This window comes from Roseobacter sp. AzwK-3b (assembly GCF_000170875.1).
GTDB classification, from domain to species: domain Bacteria; phylum Pseudomonadota; class Alphaproteobacteria; order Rhodobacterales; family Rhodobacteraceae; genus Roseovarius; species Roseovarius litoreus.
Genome location: NZ_ABCR01000002.1, coordinates 31,883 through 47,328 on the forward strand (window position 1 = coordinate 31,883; position 15,446 = coordinate 47,328).

General features: G+C 59.1%; 16 protein-coding genes and 3 pseudogenes. 12 read left to right on the forward strand and 7 right to left on the reverse strand.

Going from position 1 to position 15,446, the window contains the following annotated elements; all coding sequences use genetic code 11:
* Positions 1-44: 44 nt before the first annotated feature.
* Both RAZWK3B_RS04330 and RAZWK3B_RS04335 read left to right on the forward strand, forming a co-directional pair.
* Positions 45-290 carry a type II toxin-antitoxin system CcdA family antitoxin gene (locus RAZWK3B_RS04330; protein ID WP_007812581.1) on the forward strand — a complete coding sequence of 82 codons (246 nt, stop codon included), beginning with the start codon at positions 45-47 and terminating at the stop codon, positions 288-290.
* Positions 290-586 (forward strand): CcdB family protein, encoded by a 297-nt coding sequence (locus RAZWK3B_RS04335; protein WP_007812583.1) that lies wholly within the window; start codon positions 290-292, stop codon positions 584-586. Before RAZWK3B_RS04330 ends, RAZWK3B_RS04335 begins: the two co-directional genes overlap by 1 nt.
* Here RAZWK3B_RS04335 and RAZWK3B_RS04340 read toward each other — a convergent pair whose 3' ends face one another.
* Positions 587-2,626: a phage terminase large subunit family protein gene (locus tag RAZWK3B_RS04340; protein ID WP_050774167.1), complete on the reverse strand. Its 2,040-nt coding sequence runs from the start codon at positions 2,624-2,626 to the stop codon at positions 587-589. It abuts the gene before it with no gap.
* The gene (locus RAZWK3B_RS04345; RefSeq protein ID WP_007812588.1) at positions 2,574-3,128 is read right to left on the reverse strand and encodes a hypothetical protein; all 555 of its coding nucleotides are present in this window, start codon (positions 3,126-3,128) and stop codon (positions 2,574-2,576) included. Before RAZWK3B_RS04345 ends, RAZWK3B_RS04340 begins: the two co-directional genes overlap by 53 nt.
* Before the next feature lie 121 nt (positions 3,129-3,249).
* On the opposite strand from RAZWK3B_RS04345, the gene RAZWK3B_RS04350 reads away from it, so the two are divergent.
* The 3 genes from RAZWK3B_RS04350 to RAZWK3B_RS04360 all read left to right on the forward strand — a co-directional run bounded on the left by RAZWK3B_RS04350 (position 3,250) and on the right by RAZWK3B_RS04360 (position 4,177).
* Positions 3,250-3,432, forward strand: a complete 183-nt coding sequence (locus RAZWK3B_RS04350; RefSeq protein WP_007812590.1) for a hypothetical protein — start codon at positions 3,250-3,252, stop codon at positions 3,430-3,432.
* A gap of 10 nt (positions 3,433-3,442) precedes the next feature.
* Positions 3,443-3,727: a hypothetical protein gene (locus tag RAZWK3B_RS04355; protein WP_007812592.1), complete on the forward strand. Its 285-nt coding sequence runs from the start codon at positions 3,443-3,445 to the stop codon at positions 3,725-3,727.
* A 102-nt stretch (positions 3,728-3,829) separates the two neighbouring features.
* The gene (locus tag RAZWK3B_RS04360) at positions 3,830-4,177 is read left to right on the forward strand and encodes a hypothetical protein (protein ID WP_007812594.1); all 348 of its coding nucleotides are present in this window, start codon (positions 3,830-3,832) and stop codon (positions 4,175-4,177) included.
* Positions 4,178-4,269: 92 nt separating this feature from the next.
* On the opposite strand, the gene RAZWK3B_RS21040 is transcribed toward RAZWK3B_RS04360, so the two are convergent.
* The gene (locus RAZWK3B_RS21040) at positions 4,270-5,061 is read right to left on the reverse strand and encodes a hypothetical protein (protein WP_157132149.1); all 792 of its coding nucleotides are present in this window, start codon (positions 5,059-5,061) and stop codon (positions 4,270-4,272) included.
* Here RAZWK3B_RS21040 and RAZWK3B_RS04375 point away from each other — a divergent pair.
* Positions 5,025-5,261 (forward strand): annotated as a pseudogene (locus RAZWK3B_RS04375) (DDE-type integrase/transposase/recombinase); the annotation flags it as partial. The gene RAZWK3B_RS21040 and the pseudogene RAZWK3B_RS04375 overlap by 37 nt on opposite strands.
* A gap of 236 nt (positions 5,262-5,497) precedes the next feature.
* Here RAZWK3B_RS04375 and RAZWK3B_RS04380 read toward each other — a convergent pair.
* Positions 5,498-6,739: an IS110 family RNA-guided transposase gene (locus tag RAZWK3B_RS04380; RefSeq protein WP_037295054.1), complete on the reverse strand. Its 1,242-nt coding sequence runs from the start codon at positions 6,737-6,739 to the stop codon at positions 5,498-5,500.
* A 146-nt stretch (positions 6,740-6,885) separates the two neighbouring features.
* Between RAZWK3B_RS04380 and RAZWK3B_RS04385 the strand changes: the two are divergent.
* Positions 6,886-7,179, forward strand: a pseudogene (locus tag RAZWK3B_RS04385) (integrase core domain-containing protein); the annotation flags it as partial.
* Between the two features lie 286 nt (positions 7,180-7,465).
* Complete coding sequence (locus tag RAZWK3B_RS04390) at positions 7,466-7,930, forward strand: hypothetical protein (RefSeq protein ID WP_007812607.1); 465 nt, start codon at positions 7,466-7,468, stop codon at positions 7,928-7,930.
* 64 nt (positions 7,931-7,994) lie between these two features.
* Here RAZWK3B_RS04390 and RAZWK3B_RS04395 read toward each other — a convergent pair whose 3' ends face one another.
* Positions 7,995-9,479 carry a sodium-dependent transporter gene (locus tag RAZWK3B_RS04395; protein WP_007812609.1) on the reverse strand — a complete coding sequence of 495 codons (1,485 nt, stop codon included), beginning with the start codon at positions 9,477-9,479 and terminating at the stop codon, positions 7,995-7,997.
* A 364-nt stretch (positions 9,480-9,843) separates the two neighbouring features.
* On the opposite strand from RAZWK3B_RS04395, the gene RAZWK3B_RS04400 reads away from it, so the two are divergent.
* The 3 genes from RAZWK3B_RS04400 to RAZWK3B_RS04410 all read left to right on the forward strand — a co-directional run bounded on the left by RAZWK3B_RS04400 (position 9,844) and on the right by RAZWK3B_RS04410 (position 12,369).
* Positions 9,844-10,767, forward strand: a complete 924-nt coding sequence (locus RAZWK3B_RS04400; protein WP_007812611.1) for a hypothetical protein — start codon at positions 9,844-9,846, stop codon at positions 10,765-10,767.
* A 220-nt stretch (positions 10,768-10,987) separates the two neighbouring features.
* Entirely contained in the window at positions 10,988-11,485 is a 498-nt protein-coding gene (locus RAZWK3B_RS04405; protein ID WP_007812612.1) for a hypothetical protein, read from the forward strand.
* Positions 11,486-11,934: 449 nt separating this feature from the next.
* Positions 11,935-12,369, forward strand: coding sequence for a hypothetical protein (locus RAZWK3B_RS04410; RefSeq protein WP_007812614.1), 435 nt, complete (start codon positions 11,935-11,937; stop codon positions 12,367-12,369).
* Between the two features lie 194 nt (positions 12,370-12,563).
* Here the strand turns inward: RAZWK3B_RS04410 and RAZWK3B_RS20450 are convergent, their stop codons facing one another.
* Positions 12,564-12,851 carry an H-NS histone family protein gene (locus tag RAZWK3B_RS20450; RefSeq protein WP_353611282.1) on the reverse strand — a complete coding sequence of 96 codons (288 nt, stop codon included), beginning with the start codon at positions 12,849-12,851 and terminating at the stop codon, positions 12,564-12,566.
* A 460-nt stretch (positions 12,852-13,311) separates the two neighbouring features.
* Here RAZWK3B_RS20450 and RAZWK3B_RS04415 point away from each other — a divergent pair.
* Positions 13,312-13,917, forward strand: a pseudogene (locus RAZWK3B_RS04415) (transposase family protein); the annotation flags it as partial.
* A gap of 261 nt (positions 13,918-14,178) precedes the next feature.
* Here RAZWK3B_RS04415 and RAZWK3B_RS04420 read toward each other — a convergent pair.
* Positions 14,179-15,411, reverse strand: coding sequence for an IS110 family RNA-guided transposase (locus RAZWK3B_RS04420; RefSeq protein ID WP_007811738.1), 1,233 nt, complete (start codon positions 15,409-15,411; stop codon positions 14,179-14,181).
* Between the last annotated feature and the right edge of the window lie 35 nt (positions 15,412-15,446).

Below are 15,446 nucleotides of genomic sequence, written 5' to 3' on the forward strand. Positions count from 1 at the left end.
GCACACTAGGAGTGTGTATGTTGCGTATGTGTCGGGAGGACCCAATGCAGCACGCCACCACAGAAAAGCAGCGCACCAACGTCACCCTCACGGCTGCCAATTTGGCTGCCGCTAGGGAGTTAGGTCTTAATGTGTCGGCGATCAGCGACGCCGCCGTTGCCGAAGCGGTTCGCTTGGCCAAGGCAAAAGCTTGGGCGCAAGAAAATGCGTCAGCCATCGAAGAGCGCCGTACTTGGATTGAAACGCATGGGACGCCATTGGCGGATCTGCAGGTTTTGAACATCGACTGATGGCACAGTTTCATGTTTATCGGGTCCTTGGTGATCGTCTCGTACTCGACCTGCAGACAGATTTGATCGAGACCGGCACGCGCGTTGTCGCCCCATTGATACCGGTATCATCGGGGCCAAAGCCGATCGGACGACTTGAGCCAATTTTAAAAATAGAAGGCGTGCCTTGCGTTCTGCACACTGCCGAGATGGCCGCGATTCCATCATCACTTCTCAAAGGGGAGCCTGTAGCTGACCTGACCGCTTCCGATTATGAAATCCGCGGCGCGCTCGACATGGTTTTCTCTGGCTTCTGATTACTCCATATATTTGGGCGTACTGATCTTCCAGCCGCGCCGCCGGGGCGTTTCGATGCGCCCTGCTTGGGGTTCATTCGATGTCTCCGGAGCGTCCGTTTGATCACTGACCTTGGTCTCCACGCCCGCCTGCTTCTCCAACTGCCGCCACATGCGCTCATCAAAGCGGTCGGCCCCAAGGATCCAAGCCGCGGCCCGGGCATAGACCCGCGTATCGAGGGCCTCGTTCCGCTCCCGCATTTTTTGCCACTCCTGGCGGGCGTAACCGCGCCGGTCGCGGATCGTCACCAATTGCTCGGCTACAAGCTGCTTCAGCCATTCGCTGTCCGCCCAGTCTGGCAGGTGGATCATGCCCGCCGGGTTGGGCACACCCCGCGCACGATCCTCATCCGACGGCCACTCAAGGCGCAGATACCGATAGGTCTCGGCCTTGAAGGTGGCGGTGGCCACCGTCCAGAGACGAGCGCCTCGTTTCAGCTTCCGCCCATTCACAGTTGCATCGACAAAGGTGGGCCCCGAGACGGGTGTGGCCCGATTGAACCCTTCCAGACCTTTGACGGCTGCCACCTGCGCGATACCTTGCGCCCGCGCCCAGGCGTAGACCGCGGCGGTTTCATAGCCGGTGTCGATCGCCAGCTTGGCAAGCGGCATCACGGCACCGTTTTCATGCACCCAAGTTTGGCCAAGCAGCGCTGTGAGCGCCTGCCAGCAGGCGGGATCTCCAGGTCCGCCCGGAATGACGATGTGATCGATGAGCCAGCTTTCCAGCCCTCGCCCCCAAGCCCAGACATCGACCTCGATGCGGTCTTTTTGCACATCGGCCCCGGCGGTCAGGAATAGACCTTGCATGGGTATTTGCGCCTCAAACACTTCGCGTCGATCTGCCAGACGCTGCCATTCCGGCGCCTCGCCGCTTTCCACCCAGGTCTCGCCGAGCAGTGTGTTGCGCGCCGCGCGCAGCATTTCGTCCGAGCCCTGGGCCGCCAGCCAGTCCCGCGCGATTTGCTCCCAGCTTTTCCAGCCGATCGGCGAATAAAGCGCCGAGAGGTGGAACCCGATCGCATTGGGATCAGCACTGGTCGCTGTCGCCCGCCACTCACCCAGCTCGAGCATCTGCGTCTTGTGGTGCTCTGCAATGGGCTGCTCGCATCCCTCGCAGGCATAAGCCGCGGTTTCCGGCTGTCCCTTTGCCCAGCGGAGCCGCTCGAACTGCAACCATTGCATGTGGCCACAATGCGGGCAGGGCACGAAATACCGCCGTTGGTCGCTGGCCTCGAACTCGCGCTCGATCCGGCTCAGCCCCCGGATCGTAGGCGTCGATACCATGAACACCTTTCGCCTGTGCGCGAAGGTCGTGGTGCGCGCCTCGGCCAAACTGACCGGGTCGCCTTCCTCATCGGCCGAAGCGGGATACGCGTCCACCTCATCCAGAAACACATAGCGCGCAGGCATCGACCGAAGACCTGTCGCCGAACTCGCCCCGGTCAGCACCAAAATGCCGCCGGGGAATTCCTTCGACAGCATCGAATTGCCCGCATCTCGCGACCGTGCCGGCTGGACCCGTTCTTTTAGCGCCGGGCTGTCCTCAATCAGCGGATCGATCCGCCCACGTGAGGTGCGCTTGGCCATTTCTACGGTGGGTAGTACAGCCAGCATCGGCCCCGGCGCATGATGGATCACGAACCCGATCCAGTTGTTGCCGGCCTCCGTTGCGCCGACCTGCGCTGCTTTCATAAAGCTGATCCGCTGCGCCGGGTGGCCCGGGCTCAACGCATCCGTGATGGCCCTCAGGTAGGGCGTGCGGGCTGTTCTGTATTGCCCAGGCTCGGCTGAGGCGCGCGAGGATAGCTTGCGATGGGTGTCGGCCCATTCCGACACCGTCAGGTCCGGGTCAGGTCGCATGCCCCGGCGCCAGGCGCGCAGGATATCCTCAGCGCCCTCGAACGCGAGGTCGAGGCCCTCGGTCAGATCAGATGTATTTTCCTCCTCATTCAAGCGAGACCCTGAGGTCGGCCAGGGCGTCGAGCTGCTCTCGGACATGGGTTTCCAGCACCCTCTGCAAGGTCGCAGTCTCGATCGTCACTGCCTTGCCGGATGCCTTCTCCATGTCTGCGGACAATTGTGCGGCCATGAGCGCCGCCACGCGTGTGGGCCAGGTGACCCAAAGATCCCGCTCCTGACGGGCCAGACGAAACACCAGAGTCTCGGCGCGCGTGCGATCGACCAGCACGCCCTTCTTTTTCTGGATCGACAGCTGCCGTTCCTGCGCTTGATAGACCGTCAGCGCGGTGCGGGCCTTGATGTAAGAGCTGCTATCGCCGGAGCCTGAAACTGTAGGCCCATCATTCGCCGCACCAAATCCACCCCGTGAGCGCATCTGTTGATCCGGATCGGTGGCGGCCCCACGCCGCGCATCCGAGGCAGCAGCATTGATCGACCCATCCGCGAAAAGCACCAGCCGTCCGGTCTTGCGGGCCTTTTGAACAGCCCCGCGGGAGATCCTGGCATGCTCGGCATAGGCGCGTTCAGATAGACCTTCCATGGCGGTTGAATTGTCCTCAATATATTGAAAGTAAACAAAAAAAACTGTCTATTTGAGTTGATTGCACTTCGGCGTAGAGCGATTCTCACATCAAGCAAATTGCCTGAATGGAGAAACACAGATGACCATTGCCACCCGCTATAACGCCGAAGCCAAACGCCTGATGCCGCACATGGCAGACGATCTCTCGGTTGACCCCACGATCGACAACGCCGGCCACATCGACGAGATCGTGTTCCGCCGCAGCGAATACCTCAGCGGCATGGCGGCGGTCCTTCTCGCGCTGATTGATCAGCAGAAGTGAGGGCGATCCAATGAGCACCCGCGCACAAATCGCCATCCAGATCGGTCCCGAAGAATGGGCCCACAACTATGTGCATTATGACGGTTACCCGTCCCACATGTTGCCGGCGCTGGCCGCTTGGACGCCAGAGGACATTCTTGCCGCCCGAGAACTCCGACAGGTGACCGCTGAGGCACTGGACTGTTTTGACCCGTCTCGTGAGCCTCGCATCCTGCCGCGACCGACTTGTGAGCTATCCCATCTCTACGTCTGGCAAGGTGGGACATGGATCGATGCGACGGATCAAGCCGAATGATCAGAAAGAAATGTTATTGCTCTGATTTTGCTACGTTAATCGGTGCTTCAGAGCGATGCTCATAGGACCAAAACGATGCAACTCACCTGAAAGGACCACGCCATGAGCACCTCCACCGTCACCCTGATCGCCGACTTCCGCGCCGCCGCCGAAGAGATCGAAGCCCGCCTCGCACCCAGCGCCTGCACTGTGATCGCCTCGCATAACTGGATCATCATCGACGACTTCGGGCCGCTGACCTTCACGGTAACGCCTGAGGGCAAAAAGCACCGCGCCACCTGCACCGGTCACGGCCGTGCGCATAAGGTCAACCGCTTCACCCGCGAGGATGCCGAGTGCCTTGCAGCAGCCTGCAGCGCCCGCGCCGCCTTTTGGGCTGACGCCGCGCGCGAGGAAGCGGCCACGCTGCGCCGCCACATCGCCACGCTGGAAGCCGCCAGCGCCGCTTGAACCCCAACGCGCGGGGCTCAGCGCCCCGCAACCCTAGCGACAAGGATTTCTGAAATGACCACGCCCACCATTCTGCCCAGCCGCAACGAGGATTACGGCTTCTTCGGCACCATGACCCGCTGCCCTGAGCGCGACCGGCGCAGCGCGGAGGTCTGGACGCTCGCCTCGCGCCTGATCGCTGAGGCCATCCGGGCTGACAGCGAGGAAGAGATGATCGGCATTCGTGACTTTCTCGACAGCCGCATGCCGGGGCGCTGCAGGTGGCGATCGATCTCCAAAGATGACAAGTTCGAAACTCGCAAGGGACAGTAGAGCAAAATGCCGATGGCGATGGCATCCTCCCGCATCCGCAGCGCTTTATAGCGGTGCTGGCCGAGCGGGCGCGCCATGATCTGCTCTGGCAGATGCAGCAGACGGCGCAGAACATCAGGGTTGCGCAACACGCGCAAGCGGTCGCGGTTCTTGGCCGTCATACCGCCTGGTTCGTGAACAGCAAGGCGTTCTTTGTATGTAGTGAGGGCGCGCACTGTCTCGTCGGGCAAGCCCAGATGTTTGGCGATAGTCAGAAGAAGCCCTGCGGTATCGCCGATCGACGTACATGTCGCGCCACCGTTACGCTCCAACATTTGCCGCAGACCCCCTTCCACATGAGCAGGCTGCAGTAATGCTTCCATCGAAGTAATCTCTTGGGGCGCAACTCCATGTCCAACGACGTGACTTACAAAGCGCAGTAACATGTAACGATAGGTGGTAGCGGACGAGGCCGCGATCGGGCGGAGCGTCCTCCCGGGCGCAAGCAGGTCCGGCCATTGACGCATCTCAAGATACCTATCGATATCCTTAATAAGATCGGGCGCATATCCGGCTTCGACCGGAGCGTCCAAACCATGTCTGGTCCTATGACTTCATGCAGGACCGGACAGCGGACGGCCGCACCTATCGCATTCTCAACATCATAGACGAGTTCACCAGGGAGGCGCTGATGATCCGCATAGACCGAAAGCTCAACTCGACCGATGTGCTTGATGCGCTGACGGACCTGTTCATCCTCCGCGGCCCGCCGGACTACATACGATCCGACAACGTCCTATGTCGGGAAAATCTGGCCGCTTAGGTCAGCAGGTCGTGGGGCATCTGGTGTCCCAGATGCCCTGTTAAAGTTGCCCAGACGGGCTCTGCCGTCAAGAAATGATCTCTTCCATAGCAAACACAGGGTACGCGCTTCGGCGGCCCTCACCGTCCTTAATACGAGATCCCAAATCCCAAGCAGAAGGCCCGAACATTATCTACGAGGTCAGATGTCTGCCTCCACGGCTCATGTCAGAGAGAGGTCCTTCCGCCTGGGCTCACCCCCTCGAAGAAGGGGCGATAGGGTTCGCCGTGATTGACCACGGCGTGTACGGTGCGCGCCATCTTGGCCGCGATCGCGGTGTAGGCCTTCCGGCGCAGATGGGCGTTGTGTCGATCCTTGGAGATGTAACGTTCGAACTTGTCGCGGAAGCTGTTAGTCCGCTTTAGAACGGCGGTCTGACCGGCCATGCAGAGCGTGCGCCGCAGCCGGGCATTGCCGTACTTTGAGATCCGGCTCTGTCCGCGAAACATGCCAGACTGGACGGTGGCGAGGTCCATGCCGCAAAACTTCAAGAACTGTCGATGGTGTCGGAACCGACGCAGGTCGCCTGCTTCGGCCAAGATGGTCATTGCGTTGATTGGGCCGATGCCGGGAATGGTGGTCAGCAGCTGATAGTCGGGTAGGTCCGACAACAACTCGACGGCCCGTGCCTCGATAACATCGCGCTGCCGGATGAGGCTACGCCCCTCGGCAAGAACAAGGCGGAACATGCGCACCGCGTCAGAATCTGCCTGAACTGGCAAGCCGACCGAAGCGGCCGCAGTGGCGTAAATATCGGAAAGTAATTGCTCTTTCGAAACCCTTCGGCCAACGACATCCCAGGCGTCGGCGATGAAGGCCTCGCGGCTCATGGCCGAGATCATATGTGGCGATGGGTACTTCTCAAGGAATGCCAGGAACCAATCCGTCCGTGAGCTTCGATGAAATCGTTCAGCCTCGGGAAAATACAGTGGCAGGTAGTGGGTGAGAATGCGGTGCCACAGCTCGGTCTTCGATCGAGAGACGATCTCGTGCGTCTTCGAGAGTTCCTGGATGTCGGCGGTCCCGACCACCATCGGATCGTGAAAGAACTGCACGGCGCCGATCTCCAGCATGTGAAGGATGACCTGGGCGTCCTTGGGATCATTCTTGTCCCAACTGTTGTGCAGGGCCTCCCGTGTTCGAGCCAGGCCGACGGACGAGACGAGCTTCAGCTCGAACCCGGCCTGCCCGAGATGATGCGCCAACGTTCGGTGGTAGTTGCCGGTCGCTTCGAACCCTATCCGCACCGGCAGGTCGTAGCTGGCAAGGGTTGCGGACAAACGCTGGAAGTCGTCAAGCGTGTTCAGGATCGTCATTCGGCGACGGCGCTTTTTGCCAGGGATGCCGATCAGCACCTCATGGCGATACTTGGAAATATCGATGGCGACTAGCAAGGTCGAAGCGGTAATATCGTGGCGGTCATAGCCGTCTCCTCAGCAGTGTGGTTATGCAAAACCACTGTTGAGACCTGAGACCGGTTATGGCCACACGCTGCGCTATTTGGGGCTGCGCGCGTGGCCATACCTCAAAAACAGCGTGCTTCCCGACGTGCTACGGTCCCGAGTTCGTGGCTCAGAAGGTCCGGGACTGGATCGCCGCAGTAGGTGCCAAGGCTGCGTTCATCGAGCCAGGATCGCCTTGGGAGAATGGATACTGCGAGAGCTTCAATGCACGCTTCCGGGACGAGTTGCTCAATGGCGAGCTCTTCTACTCAATAAAGGAGGCAAGGATCATCATCGAAGACTGGAGAAGACACTACAACACCGTTCGGCCTCACAGCGCCCTTGGATACCGGCCTCCCGCACCGGAAAGCATCGTTCAGATGGACCAGAGGCCGGTCATGCACTAACAATCAACTTGGACCACTTAGTGGGGGCAGCTCACCGCGTTGTTTTTGGCAGCGTGTCGGATTGCAATCTGCTTAAAGCAGTAGCTGACGCGGTGGCGGCATGACAAGGCGTATGCGCGCGGCGCAATCTCAACGAGAAGACTTTGCCAGCGGGCGGCTTCTTCTGGCGCGAGCAGTGTGACCAATTGGTTTAAATGCGCGTTAGGGGCGCAAATAGTTTGACTTTGATGGGTGCTGGGCTTTCTTTCATGTGCAACGAGGCGAAACGCATATCGAGCCCTGATCCATGAACTATGTCACGCACGTCATCCCGGCGGCCTTGCTCGCGACCGCGATTTTCGCATCGACGAAGGCGTTTGCGGAGTATCGGCAGCCGAACTGGTTTTTCGTGCAAACTGCGAAGTCCATTGAGATCCAAGGCAACAAGCTGGTGGTGCCGGTCAAGCGTGACGTATTCGCTTTCACAAGCCGGCCCAAGCGCAAGCACGGCTACTTAACGGCGGGGCAATTCGTGGCCCTTTGGAAAGACGGCAAGGCCAATTTTACGGACACGCCGCCCAACGCGGTGCTGACCTGGGCTGACGTAGACCGTGTCCACGAGGCAGAAATCGTGCTCACCGGCGCGCACATGGGCCCCTCCGCCGCGGCAGTTATTTTCGAATTCGAATTCGTCGTGGGCGCCGCGCTGCCGGAAACTGCGCGGAGCATTTCGCTCTTCGTGGACGGCAGCAGCCGTTTTCTGGATCAGTGATTGCCTAGGGCGCGCCGTGCGAAGGCGTGCACAACGCGGCCTGCGTGTTATCCCTTCCTCGGCCTCAGCTTGTCTTGATCAGATAGGCCATGATCATGATGATCAGGACGGGCGTGACATATTTTGTCAAGAACACGACCTTGTTGAAGGTCCCCTCGCCCAGCTCGCTCAGATAGGCGCGGTATTCTTCTCGCCGCACCGCCCAGCCCACGGTGATGGCGATTACGAGGCCGCCCAAAGGCAGCGAGACCCCGAAGGCGAAAAAATCCAGCGTGTCAAAGAGGTTCTTGCCGGCAAAGATAATCACGTCCTTGCCAGGCCCCAAGCTCCAGACCGTGGCAAAGCCCACGGAGGTAATCGCGACGCCGAGAGAGACAGCGGCCTTGGCGCGGCCCATGCCGAGGCGGTCGGCGTGGGCTACGATGATTTCCAGATAACTAATGCCAGAGGTGAGGGCGGCCACGACGACGAGCGCAAACCACAAGACCGCCACGTAATACCCCCCCGTCATTTCGCCAAAGGCCACGGGGAGGGACATGAAGAGAAGGCCCGGCCCTCCGGCGGCTTCGCCCCCGTGGCCAAAGATGACGGAAAAAATCAGCAAGCCCGCGCAGAGGGCCACCAGCGTGTCTACGACGACAATCGTGGCCACCGAGCGGGTGATTGGCGTTGCTGAGGGGGAGGACGGCATGTACTGACCGTAGACGAGCATCCCCCCCACTCCAAGGCTCAGCGAGAAGAACGCGTGCCCCAAAGCCTCCGCCATTGCCGAGGGTGTGAGCTTGGTGAAGTCTGGATTGAACATGAAGGACACGCTGCGCATGCCCGCGCCGCTCGTGGTGAGGGCGTAGGCAGTCAGGCCCAGGAGCATCATAAAAAAGAGTGGCATCAGGATTGTGGTGTATCGTTCGATGCCAGTGGAGACGCCTTTGGCCACCACGTAGGTGATTGCGGCCATGAAGAGGATCTGGAAGAGGACCATCGTGGCAAAATCATCCATGAGCGTGCCAAACGTCCCCGACGCGGCTTCGGGCGTCATGCCGTCAAAGCCGTTATCCAGCGCGAGTGACGTGTAGTAGACGGCCCAGCCACCGATGACGCCGTAGACTGAGAGGGCGACAAAAGCGGTGAGGATGAAGATATAGCCCACAGGGTGGGCGCGCGCGGCGGCCTTTGTGCCGAGGTTCTTGAAGCTGTCGACGGGGCCGGCCTTGCCGCGCTTGCCGATGAAGATTTCGGCGAACATGAGTGGGGCGCCGAGTGCCAGGATGCACATGAGATAAAAGAGCACGAAAGCGCCGCCGCCGTTTTCCCCGGTCACATAGGGGAACTTCCAAATGTTGCCCAAGCCCACGGCCGAGCCTGACGCCGCCAGGATGAAGGCCATGCTGCCGCTGAAGCCGGCATTTTGACTTTGAGAGCCCGTTTGGTTTTCAGTCTGCGCCATGGCGAGCCGCGCCTCCCGTTTATCAAGGATCTTGCTCCAAGCGGCCTGCGAGAGCGCGGGGCGGCTCGGTGCTTTTGGTGTCCGCCAATCGCCACGCGTCATCAAGCTGTCTTTCGATGGCGCACGCCCCTTATGAGTAAAAGCGCCCAAGGAGAGCATGTTTTGGGGGCTGGGCTTCACAACTGCGCCCAGCCCATGCCGGTGACGCGGCTCCCGCTGACGGGCGCCGATCGGGAATAAAGGGTGGCTCACGCGGCGCGCTGAGCGACAAAACGGGTTCGAGTTGTTCCAAGTCTCTCAGCCTACGGCGGCTCGACTGCTATCGATCGCGTCTCGATACAATCAGGCGAGAGTTTTTGATCTCATGCACTGCGAGATGTCAGAGTTTTTACCGTATACTTATCCCCAATAAAAAGGGGCGCGAATAAAACCGTGACCCCTTGCGAGAGCAGATATTGAGGCCAAGATGACCACTGATAGCGCATATGAGTGGGCGCGGGTGAGCGCTCTGCCGCGGGTTCACGCCGTATCCGGCAGTGGCGCCGGCGTGATGCCGGGCTCTGGTTTGGATCCAAACTGGCTGGCCGACGCCTCGACGCGTTGGATGGAGCTCACGCTGGAGCAAATCCCTGTGTGGCAAACCCGCGTGAGCGACGCCTATCTTAGGTGGTCTGTCACGGACCGCGCGCTTTGCGCGTCGCGCTGCGACGCCGCCATGATGGCGGGCACCTATGAGGTGACGGGCCTGAGGCCTGGAGCAAAGAACTTTGAGCGCACGCCACTGGTCGCGTGGTCGCCGCAGACGGCGGTGGAGCGCCACGATGCGGCGCTGTCGTCGGCGATGCGGCTGGCGATGCGGGAAATGGTGGACGAAATCGAGAGGTCCGCCCTACAAGCCTTTGAGATCCTGCTCCTGAAGGGGCCGCACAGTGTCCTCGAGCGCCCCACCGAGCGCGGGCTCAAACGCATTTACCAGCGCCGCGCCGAAAACCCGGACGGTTGGGCCAAGTCATGGTCCACCTTCATGGTCAACTGGCGCCGCAGTCAGACGCAAAGTGACGCGAGCAAACTGGTGTCCTGGTATTGGAGCGACGCGCAGCTGTTCATGGCCGGCGGCTACGACCGCGACGCCCTCCAGCAAGTCAACGCCTTTGTTGCTGTATTGCAGGCGGTGCGCGACCACATCTCGGAGGGGCACGGGCGCGCCCAGCCGAGGCTGGCGCGGCTGAGCGCGGGCGTGGACAGCCCCGACTTTTCTTTTGACGAGGGGGCGGCTCTGGAGATTACCCGAGGCCAGCTCGAGCTTGTGGAGGCCTTTTATGCGGAATATCTCAGAATGCTGACGATGTCGCTGAAACAAAAGTCCACGGCGGCGCCGATGCCCGTGTAAGTGCGACGCGTGCGGGCCGTGGCTTGTCCCCTGCGACCCGCGCCGCGCAGTCCTGGCGACTGGGGTAAGCCTAAATGTGGCCGTGTCTCAAAAAAACTTATTAAAAACAGGCGAGTGGGCGAGGGGATGTGGGTCCAGTACAGCTGAATTGACTTCCACCTTGCCGTGCATCTTCATGAGCACCGACACTCAGACCCAAGATAATGATGGAGCCCAAACGATGATTGCAAAGTTCAAAATGGTAAGCTTGGCGGCGGCGATGGCCGTAGCGGGCCCGGCAGTGGCCGATGACCACCAGCCCGAGTGGCTCTTTGTGCAGACGGCTTTGTCGGCGGCGTCGGCGGAGGGGTCGCTGACCCTGCCCTATGATCGCGAAATCTTTGCGTTCACGGACCGCCCCGACCGCTTGCACGACCACCTGACGGCGCATGAATTCATGCACATGTGGGAGTTTGAGGGGGATAATTTTACTGTGAACCCGCCGAATGCCGTGATCACCTGGGTTGCGGATGACGAGGTCCGGGAGGCCGAGATCGGTCTTCTGGGCGCCGAGGTGACGGATTTCGGGCGGGCTATTACCTATGAGATAGAATTCGGGACGGGTCATCCGCTGCCCGAGGCGCTCGGCAGCGTGTCGCTGTTCATTGACGGCGTCTTTGGGGCAAGCCCTTGCGACAATTCCCCAACGCCCACGCCGGAGGTTCTGTGCATGCGCTAACGCGGCTCGGGCTGGCCGCTCTCGGCGGGACAAAGAATGCCTTGCTCTCTGCGTAAACCGCTCCACAAGCATGCCAATTGCACCGTCATATGGTGTGGCTTGTGTTTCAGGCGCTTGAGAGCCACCTACGGGCGCCCGCGAATTGCGGGGGCTCCTTTTTGTCCGCCGCCAGGCGCCGCGTCGCAGGGGTCACAGCGTCGCGCCTTTAACGCTAGGCATCAGCGAGGGGCGGAACGATTGAAAGGGCGCGCTGCATGTCGCAAAATCTGTGGCCCACGTTGGCAAACGAATTTTGATCCCGAGTGTATCAATAAAAATAAATAAAAACAATATTTTACGGTAGGAATGGTGCCTGAGTGTCAATTGATTGGATTTTTACCATATGTACAAATAATCTTATTTAATGGGTAGATGCTCCGCGAAACGGCGTGTCAAACGTGAGTTGTGATATGAAAAAAATCAGGGATCTCGTCGTCTCCGCGTCGGCCTTATTTGTCTCCGGGCCGCTGCTGGCTGAGACGCATGACAAACCGAAGTGGATGTATATTCAATCTGCGCAATCGGTCACGGTGAGCGGGGCGAGCTTAAGCCTGCCCGTTGACCAGCAGATCGTTGCCTTCCGGGATGGCGTCAAGCGGGTGCACGGCCACCTCAGCCCGGACGCGTATGTAGAGCTTTGGAAAGAGCCGAGCGCCGCCGAGGCCACGCTGACTTGGATTGCATACAATGAGCTGCACAAGGTGGATGTCAGCGTCCTCGGTGCCGAACTTGACCCGTCGGGTGAGGCCATTATCTACACGCTCGGCGACGGGGCGCCTATCGACCTACCCGAGGCGGTTGTCTCAGTGTCTCTTTTGGTCAAAAGGACCTCGGCGCCGTCCTGAGTAAAGCCTTCCAGGCTAGCCATCCCCCATGAGCTAGCCAACTAACGCCTACCCGCGCAGTCCCAATTATTGGCGCGGGTAGGCGTTTTTTGTGCCGAGGAACCGCAAATGACCTGCCCGCGGCCCGGGGCACGCATTGCAGGCAGGCTGGGCGCACGGCTCAATCATCTGCGACCCGGTTTTGGCGACTGATGTTAGATTTTCAGATCGTCCAGGGTCTTGCCGGACGCCAGATACGCCTCCACCCACTTGGGCTTTCTGCCGCGGCCTGACCAGGTGGTGTCCGGGTTGGCGGGGTCGGCGTATTTCGGGGCGACTGTTCTGGTGCGGCGGTCAGTTTTGGCCGGCGTCTGCCCGATGACCTGGTCCAGAGAGAAGCCGAACTGCTTGGCCGTCGCCTCGAGGGCGGATTTTGCCTCCTCGAGGCGTCGCCGCTCAAATCGTAAATGGCGACGGCGACATCTTCTTGGAGCTGTTTCAATTCCTCGAGCGACATTTTATCGAGATCGGATTTGGAAATAGCCATGCGCGTTTGGTCCTTGATATTTTGAGTGGGTTTACGTGACTAATCATCATTGGTCATATTGGATTTGGTTTATTCACATTTTTATCCAAGAATATGATTTAAGGTCATCGTCATTAATAGCCGGATTTATTATCATTTTGATATTATCACTACATATTATCACTACAAAGTGTGCAACATTGGAGCTTTGGCTTATGATATTATACAACGCAACACAAGGGACATAATATTATGTTTTAGCCATTTGAGGCGCGCCGTTTTAGGCGCTGATTTTGGCTAAACTGTTCCAGCGTTTAAAGTGTTTCGCGAAAAACCTAGATTACATGTTCCATCCCGGATGATCACATAGCCCCTCGTCGGTCCGCGCTTTTCATGGCACGCTGGGTTCTGACCGAGGCGCGGGACGGGAGAGCGGCATGCTGATCAAGCTTCACAGTCAGGCAACCACGACGCCGAAGATCAGGGCGGCAATACAGGCCAGCGATGAGCCTGCCTGGGTTCTTGCAGAGCGCCACGGGACGACAGAGCAAACTGTTTGGAAGTGGCGCAAGCGCGATAGCGTTGAAGATCGAAGCCATACGCCACACCGTCTGCAGACCACGCTTACGCCCGCGCAGGAAGCCGTGGCCGTGGCGCTGCGCAAGACGCTGCTGGTCTCGCTCGATGACCTGCTGGCGGTGGTGCGGGAGTTCCTGAACCCGGATGTCTCGCGCTCGGGGCTCGACCGCTGCCTTCGCAGGCATGGGGTGGGCAACCTGCGTGACCTGCAGGCCAAGGCGGCGCGGCCCAAACACAGCGGCTTCAAAGCTTACGAGCCTGGCTACATCCACATCGACGTGAAGTATCTGCCCCAGATGGCTGACGAAACTTCACGCCGCTATCTGTTTGTGGCCATCGACCGCGCGACGCGATGGGTTTTCATCCGCATCTTCAAGGCAAAGACTGCGGCGAATGCTCGGCGCTTCCTGCGAGACCTGGAGCGTGCCTGCCCGATCCGCATCCGCACGATTCTCACGGACAACGTCCTATGCGCGGAATAATTGGCTGATTTGGCATCAGGTCATTGTCGTATCGAGGTGCCTCGACACGTACATAAACTGGCTCAGTTCGGCGATTTGGTCAACGACAGTCTCTCCCATAACAAACACAGAGTACGCTGTTGCGGCTCTCACCGTCCTTAAGACGAGATCATTGGGTCGCTAACACAGAAGGCCTGAACATTATCTACGAGGTCAGATGTCTGCCTCCACGGCCCTTACAGAGAAAGGTCCTTCTGCGATCGATCACCCCTCAAAGAAGGGGCGATAGGGCTCGCCATGTTTAATGATCCCGTGAACTGTTCGGGCCATCTTGGCGGCGATTGCGGTATACGCCTTTCGGCGCAAATGTGTGTTGTGGCGGTCCTTAGCGATGTAGCGCTCGAACTTATCCCGGAAGCTGTTGGTCCGCTGCAGAATGGCAACCTGACCAGCCATCCACAGGGTGCGGCGCAAGCGGGCATTCCCGTATTTTGACAGCTTGGTTTGGCCCCGGAATGTACCGGACTGGATAGTTGCAAGGTCCATGCCACAAAACTTCAAGAACTGCCGGTGGTGTCCAAAGCGGCGCAAGTCGCCAGCTTCTGCGAGGATGGTCAGAGCGTTGATCGGGCCAATCCCAGGTATTGATGTCAGCAACTGATAGTCAGGTAGATCTTTGAGAAGCGCGATGGCGCGATCTTCAATTTGATTGCGTTGCGCAATGAGACTGCGGCCTTCTCCAAGTACCAAGCGGAACATTCTGATCGCATCAGAATCTGGGGCAACCGGCAGTCCCACTGAAGACTTGGCTGTCTCGTAAATATCTGCAAGCAAACGCTCTTTCGCGACCTTGCGCCCAATGACGTCCCAAGCATCAGCGGTGAAAGCGTCTTTGCCCATTGCCGTGATAAAATGTGGTGATGGATAACGCTCAAGGAATGCAAAGAACCAATCACTGCGCGAGCTGCGGTGAAATCGATCCACTTCAGGGAAGTACAGCGGCAGATAATGGGTCAAGACCCGGTGCCAAAGTTCAGTCTTCGACTTGGAGACGATATCGTGGGTTTTGGACAGCTCTTGAATGTCATTCGTGCCGCATACCAGAGGGTCGTGGTAATATTGCTCGCACCCAATCTCCATCATATGCAGGATAACTTGCGCATCCTTTGGGTCATTCTTATCCCAGCTGTTGTTGAGGGCTTCGCGCGTACGCGCCAAAGCTACTGAGGAAACCAGCTTTACCTCAAAGCCAGCAGTTGCCAGATGGTACGCCAAGGCACGGTGATAATTGCCAGTCGCCTCAAAGGCTACACGAACTGGCCGTCCGTATTCCTTCAGTACTGTGACGAGGCGGTTGAAGTCGGCGAGTTCGTTCAAAACGGTTAAGCGACGTCGCCGTTTCTTATCTGGCATAGCGATCAAAACTTCATGCCGGGCCTTGGCGATGTCGATAGCCACCAAAACAGGGGCATCTTGTGCAACAATAATCTTGGTCATAGTCGGTCTCCTTTGCGGTGTGGTTTGTGCAAAAC

Coding starts and splice junctions, on each gene's coding strand:
- RAZWK3B_RS04335 (WP_007812583.1), top strand. CDS start 290: ATGGCACAGTTTCATGTTTATCGGGTCCTTGGTGATCGTCTCGTACTC.
- RAZWK3B_RS04395 (WP_007812609.1), bottom strand. CDS start 9,479: ATGACGCGTGGCGATTGGCGGACACCAAAAGCACCGAGCCGCCCCGCG.
- RAZWK3B_RS04330 (WP_007812581.1), top strand. CDS start 45: ATGCAGCACGCCACCACAGAAAAGCAGCGCACCAACGTCACCCTCACG.
- RAZWK3B_RS04350 (WP_007812590.1), top strand. CDS start 3,250: ATGACCATTGCCACCCGCTATAACGCCGAAGCCAAACGCCTGATGCCG.
- RAZWK3B_RS04410 (WP_007812614.1), top strand. CDS start 11,935: ATGAAAAAAATCAGGGATCTCGTCGTCTCCGCGTCGGCCTTATTTGTC.
- RAZWK3B_RS04400 (WP_007812611.1), top strand. CDS start 9,844: ATGACCACTGATAGCGCATATGAGTGGGCGCGGGTGAGCGCTCTGCCG.
- RAZWK3B_RS04355 (WP_007812592.1), top strand. CDS start 3,443: ATGAGCACCCGCGCACAAATCGCCATCCAGATCGGTCCCGAAGAATGG.
- RAZWK3B_RS04405 (WP_007812612.1), top strand. CDS start 10,988: ATGATTGCAAAGTTCAAAATGGTAAGCTTGGCGGCGGCGATGGCCGTA.
- RAZWK3B_RS04340 (WP_050774167.1), bottom strand. CDS start 2,626: ATGTCCGAGAGCAGCTCGACGCCCTGGCCGACCTCAGGGTCTCGCTTG.
- RAZWK3B_RS04420 (WP_007811738.1), bottom strand. CDS start 15,411: ATGACCAAGATTATTGTTGCACAAGATGCCCCTGTTTTGGTGGCTATC.
- RAZWK3B_RS04345 (WP_007812588.1), bottom strand. CDS start 3,128: ATGGAAGGTCTATCTGAACGCGCCTATGCCGAGCATGCCAGGATCTCC.
- RAZWK3B_RS04360 (WP_007812594.1), top strand. CDS start 3,830: ATGAGCACCTCCACCGTCACCCTGATCGCCGACTTCCGCGCCGCCGCC.
- RAZWK3B_RS04390 (WP_007812607.1), top strand. CDS start 7,466: ATGAACTATGTCACGCACGTCATCCCGGCGGCCTTGCTCGCGACCGCG.